Source organism: Bradyrhizobium sp. USDA 4503 (assembly GCF_054055815.1).
In genome coordinates this window covers 3,156,700-3,176,802 of record NZ_JBSRXS010000001.1, presented here as the reverse complement: position 1 = coordinate 3,176,802, position 20,103 = coordinate 3,156,700, and the positions used below count along the sequence as shown (strand labels likewise).

Genomic DNA, 20,103 nt, shown 5'->3' with positions numbered 1-20,103 from the left:
ACATCGTGGTCATGGAGACGAAACGATCTCCGGCAGGGATTTTGGGAACGCGAACCCGACAGGGAGGGGAATGATGAATAGGACCCGGAAACCGGGCATCACCCGGCGCTCGACGCTTGCGCTGATGGGCGCCGGTGCGGTGAGCTTTGCCGCGCCATGGGTGGCGCGCGCACAGGCCAAGACGATCAAGATCGGCATGCCGACCATTCTGTCGGGCCGCGTCGCGCAACTCGGAACGTCCTCGCGCAACGCAGTGCTGCTGGAGGTCGAGAAGGTCAACGCCGCCGGCGGCCTTGCCGGACGGCAGATCGAGATGGTGATCCGCGACTCCAAGGGGCAGCCGCAGGAAGCCGCGCGCATCGCGCGCGAACTCGTCAACACCGACGGTTGCGAGATGCTGCTCGACGGCGAAGCGTCCTCGGGATCGTTCGCGGTTCACGAAGTGGCGCGGGATCTCGGGGTGCTCTGCATCCACACCTGCTCGGAAGCGTCGTCGCTGACCGCCGATCCCAAGCAGCACATCCCGAACGCCTTCCGCTGCGTGCGGCAAGGCATTCACGACTCGATCGTCGGCGCCAGCTACGCGGCAGGGATCGCCAAGGCCAAGGGCCTGAAGAAATGGGCGACCTGTTCGCCCGACTACGCCTATGGCCGCGACACCACCGGCGAGTTCGTGCTGTACCTGAAGAAGTTCGCGCCCGACGTCGAGATCATCAGCGAGTCCTGGCCAAAGCTGTTCCAGCCCGACTACACCGAGGTGGTGACGAAGATCCTGCAGGCCAAGCCGCAGGCGCTTTATTCGTGCCTGTGGGGCGGCGATCTCACCTCCTACATCGACCAGGCCAACATCTACGCGATGTTCACCCAGATGGAGGTGTTCGCGGTCAACATGGCCGACTACACCGCACTCACGGTGGTGAAGAACCTGCCCAAGGGCATCCACTCCGGCGATCGCTATATCAAGACCTTCCCGCCGACGCCGGAAAATGCGGCCTGGGGCGATGCCTACAAGGCCAAGTACAACGAGTATCCGACCAACTGGTCGTGGCAGAACGCCACAGCGGTCATGTTCCTCAACGAGGCCGTCAAGAAGGCGAACTCGACCGACGGCAAGAAGGTCGCGGAGGCGCTCACCGGCCTCACCATCAAGTGCCCGTTCGGCGCCGACGGCACTGTCACAATGCGCGCCGACGATCACACGCTGGTCGGCTACGCCATCGGCTGGGGCACCACGATCCCGCAGGAGCCCTACGTGCCTGATGTGAAGGCCGGAGACTGGAAGACCATCTTCGAGCTCGAAGCCGAGTGGAAGAAGAGCAAGGGCTACACCTGATCCGCGTGTGCGGCGGAGGCGGCAATCTGCTGCCTTCGCCTCGCATCTGATGTTTGTCGCGCGCCGACGTTGCGGCCCGCCGTGATGGATGATTTTCCGTGGACCTCGACGCGCTCGCCAGTTGCCTCGCCAGCCCTGCCTGCCTGGTGACGCAAACCACCAGCGGCCTGATCATCGGCATGCTGCTGTTCCTTGTCGCCGTTGGGCTGACGCTGATCTTCGGCGTGCTCAAGGTGGTCAATTTCAGCCACGGCGCCTTCTATATGTTCGGCGCCTACTTCGCGATGACGGCCTATCAGCTCACCGGCAGCTTCGCGCTGGCGATGCTGAGCGGCGCCGTCGGCACCGCGATCCTCGGCCTGATCTTCGAGCGCGTGTTCATGAGCCGGGTTTACGGCCGCGACGTCTTGATGCAGCTCCTGGTCTGCTACGCCTTCGTGCTGATCTTCGACGATGTCGTCCGCATGATCTGGGGGCCTGAATTCAGGTCGATGGGCATGCCGGCCGCGTTCCAGGTGCCGCCGCTGTTCATCGCCGGCGGCGTGGTGCCGCCGTACTATCTGCTCTTGATCGGGGTGGCGCTCGCCGCGGCCGTTGTTCTCGGCCTGGGGCTGGCGCGCTCCAGGATCGGCAAGGTGATCCGTGCGGCTGCGCATAATCCCGGAATGGTTTCGGCGCTCGGGATCAATACCGGGCTGATCTATGGTGGCGTATTCGCGCTCGGCGGCATGCTGGCGGGACTGGCGGGAGCGCTTGCCGCGCCAGTGCGCTCGCTGACGCCGGGCATGGGCTTCTCGGTACTGATCGAGTCCTTCATCGTGACCGTGATCGGCGGCATGGGCTCGATCCTCGGCGCGTTGATCGGCGCGCTTTTGATCGGCCTGATCCGCTCCTTCGGATCGCTCGGCTTCCCGCTGTTCACCGAGGGGCTGATGTATCTGTTTATGGTGATTGTGCTGGTCTCGCGCCCGACCGGGCTGTTCGGCAAGGAGGTCGCATGACCGAATTGCAGGCCGGGCAGGGCACGCAGTCCCTCGATGTTGCCCGGATCGACGCCAGGCCGCAGCGGTACCGCGATGTGCTGATCGCGCTCGTGGCCTTTGTCCTGCTCGCGCTGCTGCCGTTCATCTTTGGCAGCAAGCAGCTGCTCGACTTCGTGATCCGCTGTGCGGCCTATGGATTGTTCGCGACGTCGCTCAACCTTCTGGTCGGCTACACCGGTTTGATCTCGTTCGGCCACGGCATGTTCTTCGGCCTCGGTGCCTATGGTTTCGGGCTGATGATGCAGAAGACCGGCGTGCCGATCCCGGTGGCCTTCGTCGCCACGCTGGCGATGACCCTGGTCGTCGCCGTCGTCATCGGCGCGATCTGCGTGCGGCTGAAGGAGATCTATTTCGCGTTCGTCACGCTGGCATTCCAGATGCTGATTCACTCGACCATGCTGTCGTGGCAGTCGCTGACCGGCGGCGACCAGGGACTGCGCGGCGGGATCCCGAGGCCGCCGTTTCTCGGCATCGATCTGTCGAATCATCTACATCTCTACATCACGAGCTGCGCCCTGCTGGTGATCGGCCTGCTGCTCATGCGCCAGATCGCGCAATCGCCGTTCGGCTACACGCTGCGCATGATCCGCGACAACGCCACGCGGGCGAGCTTCATCGGCATCGATGTCTGGCGCGCCAAGCTGACGATCTTTGTGCTCGCCGCGCTGTTCGCCGCGACCGGCGGCATCATCATGGCGCTGTTCGTCTCCGGCGCCTATCCCGAGTTCGCCTATTGGACGATCTCGGGCGAGGGCATCTTCATCAACATGCTCGGCGGCGTGACAACCTTCCTCGGACCGATGGTCGGCACGGTGCTGCTGCTGATCCTCAACGATACCGTTACCCGCCTGACCGAGTATCACGGCATCGTGCTCGGCATTGTGATCCTGTTCTTTGCCATCGGCCTGCGAAAGGGCCTGATGGACTTTGTCGTCGAATGGTTCGCGCAGCGTCGCGGAGAGCCCGGGGAGCGCGCGCCATGACTGCACAGACGCGGATCAGCGTCGTTACCGGCGGCGCCAGCGGCATCGGCGCTGCGTGCGTGCATGAGCTCGCTGCGGCCGGCGATCTCGTCGCCGTCGTCGACCGCGACATCGCCAAGGCGCAGACGGTTGCGGCGGAAGTCGGTGGCAAGGCGTTTGCGGCCGACGTGGCGGACGAGCGCAGCGTCGAGGCCTGTGCGGCCGCGATCGAGCGCGACTGCGGCCCGGTCGCGGTGCTGGTCAACAGCGCCGGCATCATCCAGGTGCCGGTCCGGCCGCACGAGCTGCCGATGACCTCCTGGGACGACGTCGTGCGCATCGACCAGCGCGGGACCTATGTCGCCTGCGTTGCCTTTGCGCGGCAGATGATCGCGCGCAAGCGCGGCAGCATCGTCAACATCGCCTCGATTGCCGGCATGCGCTCGATGCCGTTGCATGCCTATGCGCCCGCCAAGGCGGCGGTGATTGCCATCACCGAATGCCTCGCGGCCGAATGGGGGCCGTCCGGCATCCGCGCTAATGCGGTGTCCCCTGGCTATACGCTGACGCCGGCGTTAAAGAATGCCATCGATCGCGGAGAGCGGAATGTCTCGGCGCTGGCTGCCAATGCAGCACTTCGCCGCCTCGTCGACCCCTCGGAGATCGGCCGCGTCGTCGCATTCCTGGCCTCCGACGCGGCCTCGGCGATGACGGGCGCCAACGTGCCGGTCGATTGCGGCTGGCTTGCCGGCACATCGTGGAGCACGTATGGCGGTCTACGGGAGGCGAGTGGCTAGCCATGCTAGAGATTCGCGGACTCTCGAAATCCTTTGGCGGCGTCAAGGCGACCGACAACGTCTCGCTCGACTTCGCCGACGGTTCGCTCACAGCCGTGATCGGTCCCAACGGCGCCGGCAAGAGCACATTTTTCAACCTGATCACGGGCGCGCTGCAACCTGATGCCGGGCAAATCTTGCTCAACGGCGTCGACATGGCGGGCAAGGCCCCGCCGGAGATCGTGCGCCATGGCATCGGCCGCGCCTTCCAGGTCGCGAGCATCTTCCCGTCGCTGACGGTGGAGGAGACGATGCTCGCTGCAGTCTGTGCCGATCAGCGCCGCGCCGGCGTGATGCATCGCCGGTTTCCGCTGGCCGAAACGCGCGACCGCGCCGAGCATGCGATGGAGCTGCTCGGCCTTGTCGGTAAGCGCAACCGGACCGCGGCGACGCTGTCGCACGGCGACCAGAAGCTGCTCGACATCGCGCTCGCGCTGGTGCTCGAGCCCAAGGTGCTGCTGCTCGACGAGCCGACCGCGGGCATGGGCACCGAGGAGCGCTGGCGCATGATCGATAAGGTGCGCGAGCTCTGGGAGAAGCAGAAGATCACCGTCGTGTTTATCGAGCACGACATGGACATCGTGTTCAAGATTGCGCCCCAAATCGTCGTGCTGTGCTACGGCCGGATCCTGGCGACCGGGACGCCGAACGCGATCCGCAGGAATGACGCCGTGATCGAGGCCTATCTCGGCAGCGACGACCACGCGGGAGCGGTGGCATGAGCGCGCAGCCGGTGGTGCAGGTCGAGGACCTCGACGTCTATTATGGCACCAGCCAGATCCTGTTCGGTGTCGGCCTGTCGGTGCGGCAGGGCGAGACCATGGCGCTGCTCGGCCGCAACGGCGCCGGCAAGTCGACCACCATGAAAGCCATCATGGGGCTGGCGCCGGCGCGCCGCGGCAAGGTCACCCTGCGCGGCCAGGTGGTCTCCGGCATGCGGCCGCATCACATCGCGCGGGCCGGGCTCGGCTTCGTGCCGGAAGACCGCCAGATCTTTCCCGAGCATACCGTCGAGGACAATCTCGTCATCGGCCAGAAGAAGGGGCCCGATGGCGAGGACGAGTGGTCGATCCGCCGTGTCTATGACGTGTTCCCGCTGCTTGAGCCGTTGCGACACCGGATCGCCGGAAGGCTGTCCGGCGGCGAGCAGCAGATGCTGGCGATCGCCCGCACGCTGATGGGCAATCCGGTGCTGCTGCTGCTGGATGAGCCGAGCGAGGGGCTGGCGCCGATCATCGTGCAGCGCATCGGCGAGCTGCTGCGGCAGCTCCGCGGCACCGGTGCCACAGTATTGATCGCCGAGCAGAACATGCATTTTTGCCTTGGCCTTGCGAGCCACGCGACGGTTATCGACAAGGGACAGATCGTCTACACATCCTCCATCGAAGAGCTGAAGGCCAACGACAACATCCGGCAGCGCTATCTGGCGCTGTAGGGCATGATCCGGGAAAGGCGCGCAGCGGTTTTCCCTCGCGACAAGCGCGCAGCGGTTGCGCCGGGATCATGCCCCAAGGACAAGGCTCTTCGACAGCGATGGGAGGACAAATGGCGGGCAAGCTGACGCCGACGCATGAAGCGCCGTATCGCGGGCTGAAGGTACTCGATTTCGGGCAGGGGATTGCCTCGCCCTATTGCGCGATGCTGCTCGGTGTCTACGGCGCCGACGTCATCAAGGTCGAGCCGCCGGAGGGCGACTGGTCGCGCTATCTCGGCACGACCTACGGCAATCACACAACGCTGTCGGCGGTCTACAACCGCGGCAAGCGCAGCCTGTGCCTCGACATGAAGCACAAGGACGGGATCGCCATCGCGCAGCGGCTGGCGCGCGAGGCCGACGTCCTCATCGAAGGATTTCGCCCGGGTGTCGCCGAGCGGCTCGGGCTCGGCTATCAAGGCCTGTCGCGCGACAATCCCGGCCTGGTCTACCTGTCGGTCAGCGGCTTCGGGCAGAGCGGCCCGTACGCCAAGCGGCCCGGCTCGGATTCGGTGGCGCAGGCGTTCTCGGGGCTGGTCTCGGTCAATGTCGGCGCCGATGGCGTGCCGCATCGGGTCGGCACCACGATCTCCGACGTCGTCACCGGCGTCTATGCGTTCCAAGCCATCGCCACGACGCTGTTCGCGCGCGCGACCGTCGGCACCGGCCGCTGGATCGACGTTAATCTCTGCCAGTCGACGTCGGCGCTGCTCGGCCACAAGGTGGCGGAGTTCATCCTCGAGGGCGGCGCGCCGCGCGCGCTGAACGTTCCGGCCGGCACCTACCAGACCCAGGACGGCTGGATGATGGTCACCCTGGTGAACGAGCCGCAATACAAGCGGCTATGCGGTGCGATCGGCCGTGAGGACCTCGCCGGCGATCCGCGTTTTGCCGACTTTGCCCGCCGCGCCGATGCGGCCGACGCGCTGATCCCGCAATTGCGCGAGGTGTTCCTGACCCAGGCGACGGACGCCTGGCTGACCCGTCTGCATGCGGCTGATATCATCGCGGAGCGGATCCTCGATCCCGGCGAATGGCTGCGCAACGTCCATGTCGAGGCGACCAGGGCGTCGGTGCGCCAGGACACACCCGGCGTCGGCGCGGTCTACACGCCACGCACGCCGGGGATCGCGGGCCTGTCCGAGGATCACCTTTGCCCCGCACCTGACGTCGGGCAGGATAGCCGCGCGGTGCTGACAGAGGCCGGATTTGACTCCGCAGAGATCGACGGCCTGCTGCTCTCGGGCGCCGTGCGGCAGGCCAAGAGCTAACGGGAGGCAACACATCATGAGCACCGACCTCGTTCGTTACTCGGTCACCGACCAGATTGCGGAGATCGTGCTGGATCGCGCGCCGGTCAACGCACTCAGCATTCCCCTGATCGATGCGCTGCTGGCGGCGCTGGCGAAAGCGCGCGATGACGACGCAGTGCGCGCCGTCGTCATCGGCAGCGCCCATAAGGTGTTTTGCGCCGGCCTCGATCTCGACATCGTCAGGGGCAAGCCCGCGATCGAGACCAAGACATTCCTCGAGCGGCTATACTTCGCGTTGAACGATACGCAGTATCGCATGGGCAAGCCGACCATTGTGGCGATCGATGGCGCGGTGCGCGCCGGCGGCATGACGATCGCGATCTCCTGCGACATGATTGTCGCGGGCGACGGCTCGACATTCGGCTATCCCGAGATCGATGTCGGCCTGATCCCGGCGATCCATTTCGTGCAGTTGCCGCGGCTGGTCGGAAAGCACCAGGCATTCGGCCCGCTGTTCCTTGGCGAGCCCTTCGATGCCGCGACCGCCTTTCGCATGGGGCTGCTCAGCGAGGTGGTGCCGAAGGGCACCGCGCTCGCGCGGGCTCGCGAGATCGCACGCAAGCTGGCGGCGAAATCGCCAATCGTGATGAAGATCGGCCGCGACGCCTTCATGCGCGCGGTCGATGCCGATTTCCGCCGCTCGGTGGAAAACACGGCGGAAAGCTTTGTTGTGGTCGCATCGACGGAAGATTGCCAGGAAGGGCTCAATGCGTTCGTCGAGAAGCGGACGCCCAACTACAAGGGACGGTAATGGCTGGATTGTATTTCGAGGAGTTCGAGATCGGACAGGAATTCCATCACGAATTCAGCCGAACCGTGACCGAGATGGACAACACCATGTTCAGCCTCCTGACCATGAACCCGCAGCCGTTGCATATCGACGCGCATTTCTCCGAGAAGACCGAGTTCGGCCAGCGACTGTTCAACAGCCTCTATACACTCGGCATCATGATCGGCATGAGCGTGTACGACACGACGTTGGGAACCACCGTCGGCAATCTCGGGATGACCGACGTCAAGTTCCCCAAGCCGGTGTTCCATGGCGACACGCTGAAGGCGCACACCAGGATCATCGGCAAGCGCGCCAGCAAGTCGCGGCCGACCCAGGGCATCGTCGAGTTCGAGCACACCATGACCAACCAGCGCGGCGAGGTGGTGGCGAGCTGCCGCCGCACTGGCCTGATGCACTGCAAGCCGAAGGCGTAAGCGATGCGATCGTTCCTGTTCGTTCCCGGCGACAGCACCCGGAAATATGAAAGCGCGAAGAAGACCGCAGCCGATGCGCTGATCCTCGACCTCGAGGATTCCATCGCGCCGGACCAGAAGGTGGTTGCGCGGGGCATCACGCGCCAGATGCTCGATGCGCGCAATCCGGAGCAGAAGCTTTATATCCGCGTCAACGCGCTCGACACCGATCTGACGCTCGGCGATCTCGCCGCCGTGATGCCCGGCAAACCCGATGGAATCGTGCTGCCGAAATGCGCCGGTGCCGCCGACGTCAACCGGCTCGCGCTCTATCTCGACGCATTCGAGGCCGCCTCTGACATCGCGCAGGGCACCACCCGGATCGTGACGGTCGCGACCGAGACGGCGCGGGCGGTGCTGAAAATCCTCGATTTCGAGAACATGAGCCCGCGGCTGTGGGGCATGATGTGGGGCGCGGAGGATCTCGCGGCCTCGCTCGGGGCAACGCGCAACCGCAGTGATGGCCGCTATCACTCGCCCTTCATCCTGGCGCGCGATCTCTGCCTGATCAGCGCAGCCGCCGCCGGCGTCGTCGCGATCGACACCATCGCGACCGACATCAACGATCTCGATGCTTTGAAGGCCGAGGCGGTCGCCGCGCGCCAGGATGGCTTCCTCGCCAAGGCCGTGATCCACCCCAAGCATGTCGACGTCGTCAATGCGGCCTTCATGCCAACGGATGAGGAAATCGCATGGTCGGAGCGGGTGATCGCCGCGTTCGCCAATAATCCATCGGGAGTCGCCAAGATGGACGGCAAGATGCTGGACAAGCCGCATCTGCGCGCCGCCGAGAAGATCCTGGCGTCGCGCAGGAAATAGTCGGGGAGGCGGGCTCGATACCGCGATGTTGCGCGATAGCGAGGCGCGGCTGCGGCGGTCGCTGGCGATCGCAGGAATCAGGAATGAGCGACGGCCGACTTGCCGTCCTGCTGCTTCGACCACGAGACGTAGTAGGCGACGGCCGTCATCGCCGCGATACCGGCGATGCTGACCGCGACCTGCCTTGCCAGTGAGTATGGGCCCGTAATCAAGATCAGGTGCGCAGCGAATGAGAGGAAGACGCCTGCACAGAACACGGCCAGCCATTCCTCGCCGCACTTGATGATCGGCTGCAAGGCGGGAGATCGCAGGTATTCCCAATCGCGCGGCACCAGCCAGCTGAACAGGAATGTCAGGACCAGGAAGTGCAGGATGCGATGAGGCGCGACATCCTCCCGGTCGTTTGGCGGCAGCATATCGCTCAGTCCGCTCGGCATCATTTGCGCGAGCGCCGGGATATCGCTGCTCGAGACGATCGTCAGGGCGAACAGCAGATACAGCAACGCCATGGCGCGCAGCGCGGGAGCAGCCTGCATCGCGCGGATCGCGGGCGCATATCGCGTGCCGATCAGCGCGAGCCAGCCGCCCATCACGAACAGCAATTGCCAGCAGAACGGATTGAGGTACCAGTCTCCATACGGATATGACGACAGGTTCCAGTCGAGCAGCCGGCCGGCGGCATAGAGGGTCACGGACGCGACGACCGTCACGTTCGGCACGTACAACAGCCCGAACACGATGATGGGCTGGAACGCCATCAAGGCAATGGTGAGTTGCAGCACGTCGAGATTGAGCGGCTTGGCCTGCAGGAACAGGCCGTAGATCAACGTCCGGATCGGGTGATCGATGAAGCCGGTGATGTTGAACTCGCTGATGATCTCGGGCGCCGCGGTCCGGGTGGCCACATAGCTGATCAACTCGACATAGATCACGAACAGAACGATATAGGCGGCATAGAGCTGCCATACGCGCTTGAAGATGCGGGTTGCGGCCACCAGGAATCCGCGTTCCAGCGTCATCCTGGCGTAGATGAGCGTCACGGCGTAGCCGCCCACGAATACAAAAAGGTCGGTTGCGCCGCTGAAGCCGAAGTTGCGCATGGTCAGCGCGCCGACAACGTTGTGCGGAATATGGTCCAGAAACAGAAACCAGTTTGCGATGCCAAGTAGCAGCGCGATCCTGAGATCGCCATCAGCTTTCGCGATCTCGGCGTTTGTTGTCGAAGTCATCTGAAGCTGAAATTTGCCGGCCCGAGAAACGAATCGCTAGTCTAGAGGGAACCCGCGCCTGGTCCGAATAGACTTTGCGTGAACCCTATCTAGTCTGTTTCGGGTTCCGGCCAAGTGGCCGGCTCAAGAAAGATCACGTTTTCGCAATCAACTCGTGAGCGGTGTCAGACCGGCTCGTGTTTGCGCAGGTCGCGGGCGTGATCCAGCGTATTGGCTTGCAGGTTCGCGCCGGTCACGGGGAGCTCCGGCAGGGCGGCCTCGGCCAGCACGTCGTCCGTGACATCCTCGACCGAACGCTCGGCAATCTCGTGAATGAAGCTGATGTTCGTATATTCGCCCGAGGCGATTCGTGAGACGACGTCGCGTCGTGTCATTTCGGGATCGACGATCGCCTCGCGGCCACGGCGGCCATAGTCGATCATCACGACGAAATACTGCATTGCCTGATCGTTCGATGTTCTGACTGTCACCGAGCATTATTTCCGATAATCGGAAGTATGTCAAGGTGAATTGTCGAAAACCGAAATTCAGGCATGCATGGCCGGACCGATTCGTCCCGAAGGCGTCCGAATCGGTCCGGCCGGTCCCTGAAGCAGCGCGGTTACTTCTCGGACGATCGCCCGCCCTGCGTCCGGGCAGATTTGCGACCCTTCGCCACCGACTTGCCGCGCAGCCTTTCGATCTGGCCGCGAGGCAGGGTGACGCAGATTTCGCCGATCCATTCGAGCTTTACGCCGTTGATCGGCTTGGCATTAAAGCTCTTGAGGTTGACGGTGCCGGACGAACTGCCGCGTTCGATCGTCTTCAGATACCGCTCGCCGCTCTTCAGCCGGACCGCAGCTTCCTCTCCGTAGAAGCTCGACAGCGGATAGCGCTGCTCGCGATACACCACGATGACGTCGCCGTTCTCGTATTTCGGCAGCATCGAATCGCCTGAGACCTCGAAAGCGACGGTCTCCTCCGTCATCGGGAATGGAAGCTCGATTTCGCCGAGACCCTCCGGCGGGACCTGTTCAAGCTCCGGCTGGATCGAGGCGCCGGCGCCGACCCGGCCCACGATCGGCACCGAATTCAGCTCCAAATACTCCATGATCGGGGCAATCTCGGATGCCTTAATCAACCTTATTCCCGACAGGATTTCGGAGACCGCCCCGGCCCGAACCCCCATCGCGCGGGCAAGCCCGCCTTTGCTCTTCCCAGTCTTTTCCAGTGCTCGTTCGATCAGCGCCGCGTCCAGCATGTTTCATCCTTTCCCAAACCCGGAGATACTATATCCGTTACGATTATCAGAAACAAGCTTGACTTTTTCTTCGGAATATCGGAAGGTATGCGAGGCGCCGGCGGAATGACAGAAACGGGAATTTGGAATGGAAATGATGAACTGGCTGCCGGAGCATTCGGCAGCCCTGCAGGATCTCCGCGCCCGCGGCTTGTCCTATTCGGAAATCGCTGACACGATCAACGCTACCTTCAATACGGCCTATACGCGCAACGCGGCGCTCAGCCGAGCGCAGCGCATGGGGTTGGCGGGCCTCGAAAGGCTCGAGCCGTCCCTGCCGGGGCACCTCGATCCGCCCAAACCGTCCCTGCCGGAGCTCCCAAGGATCGGGCGGCTGCGTGAAGGGCACACTGAACTGACGCCGGATCTGCTTCGCGGGCCAAAGATCTTCACTGAAACGGTAGAGATGCCGCAGCTTCGTTGCGCGGCGGTCGTGCCGCGGCATCTTTCGCTGCTCGACCTCAAGCCCGGAGACTGCCGCTATCCCTATGGCGGAGATAGCGACGGCGAGACGATGACCTTCTGCGGTCATCCGTGCCGGTCGGGCTCGAGCTACTGCACCCCGCATTTTCACCTGAGTCGCGATCCTGAGGCCACGGCGAGGCCGGTATTGAGCGCCGCCTGGCTTCAAGCCATCGGGGCCGGTTGAGGCAATTCATCACCTGACCGACGGATATCGGTCCGCAACCGCGATCGCGCGGAAGCCTCCGCGCGCCCATCACCAGACATTTTGGAGGTTACCAATGCCGCGAGCCAAGCGCCGGAAGCCGTACGATCCCGCTGGAGCGCACGATCGACGTGCCCAGGATCTGCCCTTTAATGCCGAGGTGGCGACCGTCGACGTCGACAATCCCCTTGCGCTCGAGCCCGGCGAGAAGATCGTTGCCTTTCGCTCGATCCGCAACGATCCGCTCGGCCGGTTGCACGCGCACCGCCAGATCGACGATACGCAATATCGGAGTGGCCGGGCGTTCCAAAACGACTGGGAAAAGGCCGAGCGCGGGCCGCGCGCGGTGGATACGACACGCGAATTCGTCGATGGCGGCCTGCGACGCGAGCCGATCACCGAGGGGCAGCGCCAGGCGACGCTGCGCCTGAATCGCGCCGAGCATGAGCTCGGCGCCGACGGTTCGGCGCTGGTGCACGACGTCCTGATCCTCGGCATGACCATGGAGCAGGTTGGACAGCGGCGCGGGCTGCGCACGCAGCGCTGGCAGGACTATTTTGCGCGGCGTCTCAAGGAATGCCTGGATCGGCTGGCACTGATGTACGGGCTTGCGACGGCAGGCAGGGTTCCGGTGAAGGACCGTCGCTGATCTGACGCGGTTTGTCGCGCAGGAAATCCGGCACGGCAGCCATCATCGCATGACTGTGCATTGCCTCACACTGAACTCCTTCCTTGTGCGGTCGGGATTGGGCCCGGCCAAGGCTGTGAAGATGGTCGACAGCGGCGCGGACTCTCATGTAACTTCCGTCGCGTCGACGACCTGCCTGCATTCGAGGCCTCTCGCGCAAGGGAAGGGTCTGGTACGTCCACGCAAGGGAGTTCGCCGCGGCTACGCACGTGTCTACATCTTCTCTGCATCACGAACACCACGAGCAACGTGGATCGATGCCGACGCGGAGCTCAATCAAAATAACCCAAGGGAGAAACGACCGATGAATCACACTGGAAACTGCTTTTGTGGCGCCGTCGAACTCAAGGTCAGCGGAGAGCCTGAGGCAATGGGCTATTGCCACTGCCGTTCATGCCGTTCCTGGTCCGGCGGTCCGGTGAATGCGTTCAGCCTCTGGAAGCCCGAGGCGGTCGAGGTCACCAAGGGCGCCGACCACATCGCGACATTCGAGAAGACCGCGATGAGCCAGCGCAAATATTGCACAAAGTGCGGCGGTCACCTGATGACCAACCACCCGACGCTCGGGCTCGTCGACGTGTTCACCGCAACGATTCCGACGCTGAAATTCAGCCCAGGGGTTCACGTCAACTATTCCGAGGCAGTGCTGCAGATACGCGACGGCCTACCGAAGTTGAAGGATTTTCCGGCTGAGTTCGGCGGCTCCGGCGAAATGATCGCCGAATAGCTCGAACGCTCCCCATCACGAAAGCGGGTGGCGGCGGGCGTGCCGCCACCCGCCTGCGTATGGGCTCCGCGCCCCACAATTCGGCATCCGGCAGGCTTGCTTCGTATGCGAGGCGTCCGACAATGTCGGCGGCCGCCGGGTCGTCTTTTGGGCCATCGACAGCCATGTCGGACGAAGGTCCCGCCCTGCAAAATCCGGGTTTGGTTTTGCTGACGAGCTTCCGCTAAAAGGCGAGCGGTGCCGGTCTTGGCAGGGACCGTCGTATTTCGCCTGACAAAATAACAGAGGAAGCGTCAGATCATGACCAGACCAGAATTGCCGGGGCGCGCGCCGCGCGGGGAGGGAGTTCCGACGGCGCTCGACGGCCTGCTGGTCGTCGACTTCACCCGCGTCGTGGCCGGCCCGGCCTGCACGCAAACGCTGGCCGACTTCGGCGCCGAAGTCATCAAGATCGAGAATCCGGACGGCGGCGATGACACGCGCGCGTATGAGCATGCTGAAATCGGCGGGGAGAGCGCAGCGTATCTGAGCCTCAACCGCAACAAGCGCGGCATTGCGCTCGATTTCAACAATCCGGTCGCGCTCGAGGTCGCGCGCGCGTTGATCGCCAAGGCCGACGTCGTGGTGGAGAATTTCTCCGGCGGCGTGATGAGGAAATTCGGTCTCGATTATGCGTCGGTGGCCCCGACCAACCCGCGGCTGATTTATTGCTCGATCTCCGCCTACGGCCGCAAAGGCGATTTCGCGCTGCGCCCGGGCTTCGACCCGATCACGCAGGCCGAAAGCGGCTTCATGTCGCTCAACGGCTTTCCGGATGGCGAGCCGGTGCGCACCGGGCCGCCGATCGTCGACATGGCAACGGGCATGTCGGCCTGCAACGCCATCCTGCTGGCGCTGATTGCGCGCGATCGGCTCGGTCGCGGTCAGCAGGTCGAGGTCGCATTGATCGACACCGCGGTGTCAATGACCGGCTTCTACGGCATGGCCTATCTTATCAATGGCAACAATCCCGGCCGTTTCGGCAACTCTCCGAACGGTTCGCCGACCGTCGGCGTCTACCGGGCCTCAGATGGTCCGCTCTACATGGCCTGCGCCAATGACCGCCTGTATCGCCGGCTCGTCACCGACGTGCTGGAACGCCCGGATCTCGTCACCGACCCCGAGTTTGCTCACCGCAAGGCGCGCACGGCCAACAAGGAGAAGCTGCGCGCGATCATTGCGAGCGTGTTTGCGGGCGACACGCTCGAGAACTGGATGGCGAAGATGAAGAAGGCCAACATTCCGGTTGGCTATCTGCGGACGGTCGAGGAGGGGTTCAACGCGCCCGAGGTGCGCGACCGGCATCGCCTGAGCAGGATTACGCATCCAACCGCCGGCACGGTTCCGAACATCGAGTCGCCGGTCAATATGAGCCTGACGCCGAGCGTTGATCCCGTTGCGGCTCCGCTGCTCGGTCAACATACGAAGGACGTGTTGAGCAAGACGCTTGGCTACGACGACCGGCGCATCGCCGCGCTGGCCGAAGCCGGCGCGTTTGGCAAGGCAGGCAACACCGGCTAGAGCCTTTTCCGTGCCGATGGAATCGGAACGGGGCTCTGGATTCTAGTTTAGACGCGTTTCCTTGACGCGAACCGGTATCCGCTTCGCTCGAAAACGCTCCAGCGTGCTCAACCTGCACAAAAGATCAACTATTCGCAAAACAACCTGATAGCAGGCGAGAGGAAAGCCTCTCGCCTGGCGAGATGTCTTTCAGGCGTCGCGGGCCCCGGCGCGTCGCCGGCGGCCTTGGAACTGGTCCGTTTCGGGAACTCAGTTCGGCTTGCTGCGCAAGTTGTTCCTTGGCATACTTTCAACTTCCTCGGGCTCCGCCCGATCAATCTCGAGGCGTGCCATCCGGAGGATGAGGGTTGCCGTGGTGAGGCCGAGGCGTTCGGCCTCTTGTGCTGCGGTGTCGACCTTCTGGGCCAAGCCTTCACGCTTACCTGGGTATGCCATTCGTAATCCTCACTTAAGGTGCGAGATGAAAAATCCCACATACGTTGCAGAGCTGCAGAAGAAGCTCGGAGCTCCATCGAGCGAAACACTGGAAAGCCTGCGATTGTTGAAGGCTTTCCTTCGACTTGCGCCCGACCAGCGTTCCGAGGTCATCGAGCTGGTCGAACGTTTGGCGGTTGAGCCGCCGCGCGATCCCTCACTGTCCTGAGGTGCTCGCAAATCCTTCCTGTGCGTCAGTTGCTCATCGGCTTGGCGGGTGTTTGCGTCGCGATCACGTAGATTGCGCCGCCCTCGAGCGCTTCGGATTGATGCCGGGTACCGGCCGGCAGCAGGATGGTATCGCCGGCGCCGACCACCCGCTCGCCACCATCCCAGATGAAGTGCAGCCGGCCGCTGATGATCATCAGGATCTCGTCGACCGGATGAGTATGGAATTGATGCACCTTGCCGGCCGCATCATGCTGCAGTTCGACCGAGCCCTGGGCCGGGAGCAGGTTCAGGATCTCAGGGTCGATGGCAAATTCAGTCTTCGTGCCTGCGATGATCTGGGTCATGCTGCCTGCTCCTTGTTCGCGATCGGTGGCGTCTTGTTTTGCGCGAGCTTGGCGAAGGGGCAGCCCGAGCTCGCATTGTTGTCGTCGTGCAGGAAGTACTGCAGATACTCGCGGCCGTCGGTTGCGCCGTAGCGGCCAAGAAGCGGAGAGGGGCTCGCGCTGTCGTACGGGATCAGGCGCTTGCGCACCTCCGCGAACGCGGCGTTCGCAGCCTTCTCCGTCCCGAGGATCTTCTCGAACACCCAGCGCGGCTGGAACGTGAGCATGAACGCGCTGGACCGGCGGCTTTGCCGCATCACATGCGCGGGCGTCGTGCAGACCACGAAGATCGGCTCGCCCGCAAACGAGAACTCCCACATCGGATGGTCGATCTGTTCCGGAATCTCTGATGGCCACGGGTTCTTGTCTAGCCGTGCGAGCTGGTCGAGCGTCAGCCACATCTTGCGATAATAGGCATCGAGCGTCTGCACCGGGCGGGGCCGCGTGAACACGATCAACGAGGTGTTGGGACCGAACGAGCGCGCCTGCGAGACATATTGCCCGAGTTGCTCGCCCAGCACTGCCACATCATACGGATCGAGGAAAAGGTAGCGGAGCTGGTCCTGGCGATGTCCGGTCACGCCGAACACGCAAGGGAACGGCCTTGCCTCGCTGCTCATCTGCGCTTCAAACTCGGAGAACATCACGCTCTGCCAGCTGCTGACCGGAAAGTTTGACGCGACTTCGCCTTTTCTCAAGAACAAGCGCTCCATAACACCCCCTACACTCATAACCACGCTAACGAGCTATCAACTTGCTTCTCATCAAGAGCGGCCCGGCAATGCCGGGCAGCGACATGAGAAGCAGAATGACAATCAAGGCGCTGTAGCCGCCGTCGCCGATCGCGGCCGTGTTGTGTACGGCGTCGGTCCCCGAGGCGTTGCTGGCGGCGAGCATCGCGAAGCCGATGATGGGCTGCGAGATGCCGGCGAAAAATCCGGCGGCAGTGGTGTTCACGGATGCGCCCACACCGATCAGATCGGCGGTGTAGAGCTTCTTGACGCATTTCAGCACCAGCGGAACGGTGCCGCCGGCGACGAGCCCCAAGGCAGTGAATATGACGGTGACGTAGGCGAGTCCAAATGTCTGGGCGATCGGAGGCAGCAGCATCGCGATCAGCAGCATGCGCAGCACGCAAATGCCGATCAGCGCGCGATCGAGCGCCGCCGCGGCGCGATCGGCGGCGTGACCCAGGAAGATCGAGCCGAGCGCATTGCCGATCATGAAGGCGAGCAGGGGCGTGCCGGCGGCTGTCGGGGAGATATGGAAGAAGTGCGCGACCATCGGAATGCCCCAGACGCCCGACAGCGTCGTCACCACCGCGAAATGCGACGCAAACGTCATTGCGCAACCCCAGTTCGCGACATGGGCCAGCGATTGCCGCGCGGCGAGCACCACGCCCTTCAGCGTCTTGTTGCTGTGCGAGGCCGGATCGGGCTTGAGCGCGAGCTTGGCGAAAGCGAGGTTGGCGAGGCCAATGCAGGCGATGAACAGGAAGCAGGCCCGCCAGCCAAAGCCTGAGACCGCGGCTGCAAGCGGCGTGGTCGCGATGACGCCACCGACATAGCCCGAGACCTGCGAGATGCCCGACATCATGCCGAATCGCTCATCCGCGAAGCTCTGTGCCACGAGCTTCAGGAGTGCGGTAAAGACCAGCGCATCACCGCAGGCGACGATCAGGCGCGCAACAAAAACGTCGAGCAGGTTCGGCGCCAGCGCGAACGCGGCGCTGCCGAGCGAGGAGGCGATCATGCTGACGAGGACGACGCGCTTGACGCCGTAACGGTCGACCAGAAGGCCTGCCGGAATCTGCATCAAGGTGTAGCCCCAGAAGTAGCTTGAGGCGAGCATCGCAACACCGGCCGCGTCGGTGTTGAAGTCGTGCATGAAATTGAGGCTGACCGACTGCGGCGATACGCGCTGCAGGAAGGCGATGGCGTAGGCGATGGCCACCGCCGTCCACGCGAGATAGGCGCGATCGGTGAAGCGCGACGTCGGGGCATAAACAGCTTGTTGTCCGAGCATCGACATCACACCCTCGCGTAACCCACCGAGAAAAGGGCATCCGCAGAATTCGGAATCTTCCGCGACATCGCGGCATCGACCAGCGACGCGGTGCCATGATAGGCCTGCCGATGGTGCTTAATGTGGCCGTAAGCGCCACGCATGATCATGTCGGGCAGTTCGAGCGGCTTGCCCGGATAGAGCGAGGTGCACATCTCGATACAGGCCGCCTGCAGGGCGAGATCCTGCGTATCGTCGAGCAAGGATGGAGTCACTTTTTCGCAAATCTTAGCGTTCGCTGCCCAGACGATCGGGTTGCGGGTTCGCCAGCCGTAGAGCACGTTGCCCTCGGCTCTCGCGGCGGCGCCGGAGCATTTCAGGACTTCCGATGTGAAGAATCCGTAGAAGCCGCGGCCCTGGTGCGCCGGGAGCACTTCCGTGCCGCTGCGATAGATTCCAAGTCCGGCCGACATCTGCAGGACGCGGTAGACCGAGAAGGCAATGAGGCCGGACCGATCGTAGACAAGGATCAGGCTATACTTCTTGTCGAAGGGCGAGGAGGTTGTTGTCCAGTGCGGCTCGGTGGCCTGCCAGTTGACGGCAATGATGGCGTTCATGGCGTCCATCAGCGGCTGACGGTCACAGGCTTCGACCCGAGAGGCATCGGGTAGACTGTAGATCGCGTAATCCGTCCAAGGCGATTTGATCGCCTCGTATCCGCTGCCCAGATTTCGCGGCATGGCAGAACTCCAGAATTCCATTGCGAGCTATACAGGGCAGCCTCGAATGGCTTAAAGGACAATATGCCCTCGAAAACTGCCAAAGCGCCCCGGCCAGAGCCGCGCGACAAGAAAGCAACGCGGCGGATCGCGATCGTTGCCTTTCCGGGTGTGACCTTGCTCGACATCTCGGGACCGGCGCAGGTGTTTGCAGAACTGGAAGCGATCGAGCTGCCGGGACCGGACTACTCGCTATCCTACCTGTCGACCTCCGGCGGGTTGGTGCCGACCGATGTCGGCATGATGATCGACACGGCGCCGATCGACAGTATTGCGCCCGCCGAGGTCGACACGCTGGTGATCCCCGGCGGACCCGGCATCTGGAAGATCCGCAACGACGCGAAGTTGATGAACTGGATCGCGGAGGCGCTGCCCAAGGCGCGCCGTATCGCGTCGGTTTGTCTTGGCGCATTTGCGCTGGCCTGGACCGGGATTCTGGACGGCAAGCGGGCGGCAACGCACTGGCGTTATTGTCCCCGTCTGCAGGATAGCTTTCCCAATATCCGGGTTGAGCCCAACGCGATCTTCGTCAAGGACGGACGCGTCTGGTCATCGGCCGGGGTCAGCGCCGGCATCGATCTGGCACTCGCCATGATCGAGGAGGATTTCGGCCACACCATCGCGCTCGATGTTGCGCGCAGACTTGTGGTGTTTCTGAAACGGCCGGGCGGTCAGAGCCAGTTCTCGACCGTCCTTGCCGCCCAGGCATCGGACGTCGAGGGACGCTTCAGCGCGCTGCACGCCTGGATCATTGAGAACATCACGAGCGACCTCAAGGTCGAGACCCTTGCGGAAAAGGCGGGGATGACGCCGCGCACCTTTGCCCGGACCTATGTCAGCCGCACCGGCATGACGCCCGCAAGCGGCGTTGAGGCGCTGCGCGTGGAGACGGCGCGCTTGCTGCTCGAAAGCCGCCAGATCGGCGGCGTGGTCGAGGTCGCCAAGCGCGCGGGATTTGGCGATGACGAGCGAATGCGGCGGGCCTTCCTGCGCCACCTCGGCGTATCGCCGACCGAGTACCGAAACCGGTTTTCCGGCAGCTAGCTCGCCTCGGGCGAGGCCGTCTGAACGCGGACCGCTTCGCGTCGGAAGCCGATCTATCTCACGAGCGAATAGC

Annotated in this window: 24 protein-coding genes; 16 read left to right on the top strand and 8 right to left on the bottom strand. The window is 63.5% G+C overall.

Annotated elements, in window-relative coordinates; genetic code table 11:
- Positions 1-73: 73 nt before the first annotated feature.
- The 10 genes from ACVMIH_RS15570 (at position 74) to ACVMIH_RS15525 (ending at position 9,025) form a co-directional block, all read left to right on the top strand.
- Complete coding sequence (locus ACVMIH_RS15570; protein WP_456862432.1) at positions 74-1,333, top strand: ABC transporter substrate-binding protein; 1,260 nt, start codon at positions 74-76, stop codon at positions 1,331-1,333.
- A 98-nt stretch (positions 1,334-1,431) separates the two neighbouring features.
- Positions 1,432-2,334, top strand: coding sequence for a branched-chain amino acid ABC transporter permease (locus ACVMIH_RS15565; RefSeq protein WP_057020545.1), 903 nt, complete (start codon positions 1,432-1,434; stop codon positions 2,332-2,334).
- Positions 2,331-3,359 carry a branched-chain amino acid ABC transporter permease gene (locus tag ACVMIH_RS15560; RefSeq protein ID WP_057020544.1) on the top strand — a complete coding sequence of 343 codons (1,029 nt, stop codon included), beginning with the start codon at positions 2,331-2,333 and terminating at the stop codon, positions 3,357-3,359. Before ACVMIH_RS15565 ends, ACVMIH_RS15560 begins: the two co-directional genes overlap by 4 nt.
- On the top strand, positions 3,356-4,135 hold the full coding sequence (locus ACVMIH_RS15555) for an SDR family NAD(P)-dependent oxidoreductase (RefSeq protein WP_057020543.1): 780 nt from the start codon (positions 3,356-3,358) through the stop codon (positions 4,133-4,135). The genes ACVMIH_RS15560 and ACVMIH_RS15555 overlap by 4 nt, the downstream gene beginning before the upstream one ends.
- A 2-nt stretch (positions 4,136-4,137) precedes the next feature.
- Complete coding sequence (locus ACVMIH_RS15550) at positions 4,138-4,896, top strand: ABC transporter ATP-binding protein (RefSeq protein ID WP_057020542.1); 759 nt, start codon at positions 4,138-4,140, stop codon at positions 4,894-4,896.
- Positions 4,893-5,609, top strand: coding sequence for an ABC transporter ATP-binding protein (locus ACVMIH_RS15545; RefSeq protein ID WP_038383499.1), 717 nt, complete (start codon positions 4,893-4,895; stop codon positions 5,607-5,609). Before ACVMIH_RS15550 ends, ACVMIH_RS15545 begins: the two co-directional genes overlap by 4 nt.
- A gap of 110 nt (positions 5,610-5,719) precedes the next feature.
- Complete coding sequence (locus ACVMIH_RS15540; RefSeq protein WP_057020541.1) at positions 5,720-6,919, top strand: CaiB/BaiF CoA transferase family protein; 1,200 nt, start codon at positions 5,720-5,722, stop codon at positions 6,917-6,919.
- Positions 6,920-6,935: 16 nt separating this feature from the next.
- Positions 6,936-7,712, top strand: coding sequence for an enoyl-CoA hydratase/isomerase family protein (locus ACVMIH_RS15535; RefSeq protein WP_057020540.1), 777 nt, complete (start codon positions 6,936-6,938; stop codon positions 7,710-7,712).
- A complete protein-coding gene (locus ACVMIH_RS15530; protein WP_016847346.1) occupies positions 7,712-8,167 on the top strand; it encodes a MaoC family dehydratase in 456 nt (151 codons plus the stop codon). The genes ACVMIH_RS15535 and ACVMIH_RS15530 overlap by 1 nt, the downstream gene beginning before the upstream one ends.
- A 3-nt stretch (positions 8,168-8,170) precedes the next feature.
- On the top strand, positions 8,171-9,025 hold the full coding sequence (locus ACVMIH_RS15525) for an HpcH/HpaI aldolase/citrate lyase family protein (protein ID WP_057020539.1): 855 nt from the start codon (positions 8,171-8,173) through the stop codon (positions 9,023-9,025).
- Positions 9,026-9,102: 77 nt separating this feature from the next.
- Here the strand turns inward: ACVMIH_RS15525 and ACVMIH_RS15520 are convergent, their stop codons facing one another.
- From ACVMIH_RS15520 to ACVMIH_RS15510, 3 genes are all read right to left on the bottom strand, one after another.
- Positions 9,103-10,254 carry an OpgC domain-containing protein gene (locus ACVMIH_RS15520; RefSeq protein WP_057020538.1) on the bottom strand — a complete coding sequence of 384 codons (1,152 nt, stop codon included), beginning with the start codon at positions 10,252-10,254 and terminating at the stop codon, positions 9,103-9,105.
- 164 nt (positions 10,255-10,418) lie between these two features.
- Entirely contained in the window at positions 10,419-10,694 is a 276-nt protein-coding gene (locus ACVMIH_RS15515; protein ID WP_456862427.1) for a hypothetical protein, read from the bottom strand.
- Between the two features lie 161 nt (positions 10,695-10,855).
- Positions 10,856-11,494 carry a LexA family transcriptional regulator gene (locus ACVMIH_RS15510; protein ID WP_057020536.1) on the bottom strand — a complete coding sequence of 213 codons (639 nt, stop codon included), beginning with the start codon at positions 11,492-11,494 and terminating at the stop codon, positions 10,856-10,858.
- Positions 11,495-11,621: 127 nt separating this feature from the next.
- Between ACVMIH_RS15510 and ACVMIH_RS15505 the strand changes: the two genes are divergently transcribed.
- From ACVMIH_RS15505 to ACVMIH_RS15490, 4 genes are all read left to right on the top strand, one after another.
- The gene (locus ACVMIH_RS15505; protein WP_057020535.1) at positions 11,622-12,182 is read left to right on the top strand and encodes a GcrA family cell cycle regulator; all 561 of its coding nucleotides are present in this window, start codon (positions 11,622-11,624) and stop codon (positions 12,180-12,182) included.
- A 94-nt stretch (positions 12,183-12,276) separates the two neighbouring features.
- Positions 12,277-12,849, top strand: a complete 573-nt coding sequence (locus ACVMIH_RS15500; RefSeq protein WP_057020534.1) for a DUF6456 domain-containing protein — start codon at positions 12,277-12,279, stop codon at positions 12,847-12,849.
- A gap of 343 nt (positions 12,850-13,192) precedes the next feature.
- Positions 13,193-13,615: a GFA family protein gene (locus tag ACVMIH_RS15495; protein ID WP_026193083.1), complete on the top strand. Its 423-nt coding sequence runs from the start codon at positions 13,193-13,195 to the stop codon at positions 13,613-13,615.
- Positions 13,616-13,912: 297 nt separating this feature from the next.
- Entirely contained in the window at positions 13,913-15,175 is a 1,263-nt protein-coding gene (locus ACVMIH_RS15490; protein ID WP_057020533.1) for a CaiB/BaiF CoA transferase family protein, read from the top strand.
- A gap of 249 nt (positions 15,176-15,424) precedes the next feature.
- Here ACVMIH_RS15490 and ACVMIH_RS15485 read toward each other — a convergent pair whose 3' ends face one another.
- Positions 15,425-15,583, bottom strand: coding sequence for a hypothetical protein (locus ACVMIH_RS15485; RefSeq protein ID WP_225645895.1), 159 nt, complete (start codon positions 15,581-15,583; stop codon positions 15,425-15,427).
- A gap of 52 nt (positions 15,584-15,635) precedes the next feature.
- Between ACVMIH_RS15485 and ACVMIH_RS15480 the strand changes: the two genes are divergently transcribed.
- Positions 15,636-15,818, top strand: coding sequence for a hypothetical protein (locus tag ACVMIH_RS15480; RefSeq protein ID WP_016847357.1), 183 nt, complete (start codon positions 15,636-15,638; stop codon positions 15,816-15,818).
- A 25-nt stretch (positions 15,819-15,843) separates the two neighbouring features.
- Here ACVMIH_RS15480 and ACVMIH_RS15475 read toward each other — a convergent pair whose 3' ends face one another.
- The 4 genes from ACVMIH_RS15475 to ACVMIH_RS15460 are packed head-to-tail and all read right to left on the bottom strand — an operon-like array spanning position 15,844 to position 18,968.
- Complete coding sequence (locus tag ACVMIH_RS15475; RefSeq protein ID WP_057020532.1) at positions 15,844-16,164, bottom strand: cupin domain-containing protein; 321 nt, start codon at positions 16,162-16,164, stop codon at positions 15,844-15,846.
- Positions 16,161-16,901 carry a YqcI/YcgG family protein gene (locus ACVMIH_RS15470; protein WP_229188818.1) on the bottom strand — a complete coding sequence of 247 codons (741 nt, stop codon included), beginning with the start codon at positions 16,899-16,901 and terminating at the stop codon, positions 16,161-16,163. Before ACVMIH_RS15470 ends, ACVMIH_RS15475 begins: the two co-directional genes overlap by 4 nt.
- Positions 16,902-16,941: 40 nt before the next feature.
- Positions 16,942-18,234: an MFS transporter gene (locus ACVMIH_RS15465; protein WP_057020530.1), complete on the bottom strand. Its 1,293-nt coding sequence runs from the start codon at positions 18,232-18,234 to the stop codon at positions 16,942-16,944.
- Positions 18,234-18,968, bottom strand: coding sequence for a hypothetical protein (locus ACVMIH_RS15460; protein WP_082654035.1), 735 nt, complete (start codon positions 18,966-18,968; stop codon positions 18,234-18,236). Before ACVMIH_RS15460 ends, ACVMIH_RS15465 begins: the two co-directional genes overlap by 1 nt.
- A gap of 42 nt (positions 18,969-19,010) precedes the next feature.
- Between ACVMIH_RS15460 and ACVMIH_RS15455 the strand changes: the two genes are divergently transcribed.
- Positions 19,011-20,030, top strand: a complete 1,020-nt coding sequence (locus ACVMIH_RS15455) for a GlxA family transcriptional regulator (protein ID WP_018272820.1) — start codon at positions 19,011-19,013, stop codon at positions 20,028-20,030.
- The last annotated feature ends 73 nt before the right edge of the window (positions 20,031-20,103 follow it).

Excerpts from the sequence above, each read along its gene's own strand:
- ACVMIH_RS15570 (WP_456862432.1), top strand. The coding sequence starts at position 74 with ATGAATAGGACCCGGAAACCGGGCATCACCCGGCGCTCGACGCTTGCG.
- ACVMIH_RS15560 (WP_057020544.1), top strand. The coding sequence starts at position 2,331 with ATGACCGAATTGCAGGCCGGGCAGGGCACGCAGTCCCTCGATGTTGCC.
- ACVMIH_RS15555 (WP_057020543.1), top strand. The coding sequence starts at position 3,356 with ATGACTGCACAGACGCGGATCAGCGTCGTTACCGGCGGCGCCAGCGGC.
- ACVMIH_RS15550 (WP_057020542.1), top strand. The coding sequence starts at position 4,138 with ATGCTAGAGATTCGCGGACTCTCGAAATCCTTTGGCGGCGTCAAGGCG.
- ACVMIH_RS15545 (WP_038383499.1), top strand. The coding sequence starts at position 4,893 with ATGAGCGCGCAGCCGGTGGTGCAGGTCGAGGACCTCGACGTCTATTAT.
- ACVMIH_RS15540 (WP_057020541.1), top strand. The coding sequence starts at position 5,720 with ATGGCGGGCAAGCTGACGCCGACGCATGAAGCGCCGTATCGCGGGCTG.
- ACVMIH_RS15535 (WP_057020540.1), top strand. The coding sequence starts at position 6,936 with ATGAGCACCGACCTCGTTCGTTACTCGGTCACCGACCAGATTGCGGAG.
- ACVMIH_RS15530 (WP_016847346.1), top strand. The coding sequence starts at position 7,712 with ATGGCTGGATTGTATTTCGAGGAGTTCGAGATCGGACAGGAATTCCAT.
- ACVMIH_RS15525 (WP_057020539.1), top strand. The coding sequence starts at position 8,171 with ATGCGATCGTTCCTGTTCGTTCCCGGCGACAGCACCCGGAAATATGAA.
- ACVMIH_RS15520 (WP_057020538.1), bottom strand. The coding sequence starts at position 10,254 with ATGACTTCGACAACAAACGCCGAGATCGCGAAAGCTGATGGCGATCTC.
- ACVMIH_RS15515 (WP_456862427.1), bottom strand. The coding sequence starts at position 10,694 with ATGCAGTATTTCGTCGTGATGATCGACTATGGCCGCCGTGGCCGCGAG.
- ACVMIH_RS15510 (WP_057020536.1), bottom strand. The coding sequence starts at position 11,494 with ATGCTGGACGCGGCGCTGATCGAACGAGCACTGGAAAAGACTGGGAAG.
- ACVMIH_RS15505 (WP_057020535.1), top strand. The coding sequence starts at position 11,622 with ATGGAAATGATGAACTGGCTGCCGGAGCATTCGGCAGCCCTGCAGGAT.
- ACVMIH_RS15500 (WP_057020534.1), top strand. The coding sequence starts at position 12,277 with ATGCCGCGAGCCAAGCGCCGGAAGCCGTACGATCCCGCTGGAGCGCAC.
- ACVMIH_RS15495 (WP_026193083.1), top strand. The coding sequence starts at position 13,193 with ATGAATCACACTGGAAACTGCTTTTGTGGCGCCGTCGAACTCAAGGTC.
- ACVMIH_RS15480 (WP_016847357.1), top strand. The coding sequence starts at position 15,636 with ATGAAAAATCCCACATACGTTGCAGAGCTGCAGAAGAAGCTCGGAGCT.
- ACVMIH_RS15475 (WP_057020532.1), bottom strand. The coding sequence starts at position 16,164 with ATGACCCAGATCATCGCAGGCACGAAGACTGAATTTGCCATCGACCCT.
- ACVMIH_RS15465 (WP_057020530.1), bottom strand. The coding sequence starts at position 18,234 with ATGTCGATGCTCGGACAACAAGCTGTTTATGCCCCGACGTCGCGCTTC.
- ACVMIH_RS15460 (WP_082654035.1), bottom strand. The coding sequence starts at position 18,968 with ATGGAATTCTGGAGTTCTGCCATGCCGCGAAATCTGGGCAGCGGATAC.
- ACVMIH_RS15455 (WP_018272820.1), top strand. The coding sequence starts at position 19,011 with ATGCCCTCGAAAACTGCCAAAGCGCCCCGGCCAGAGCCGCGCGACAAG.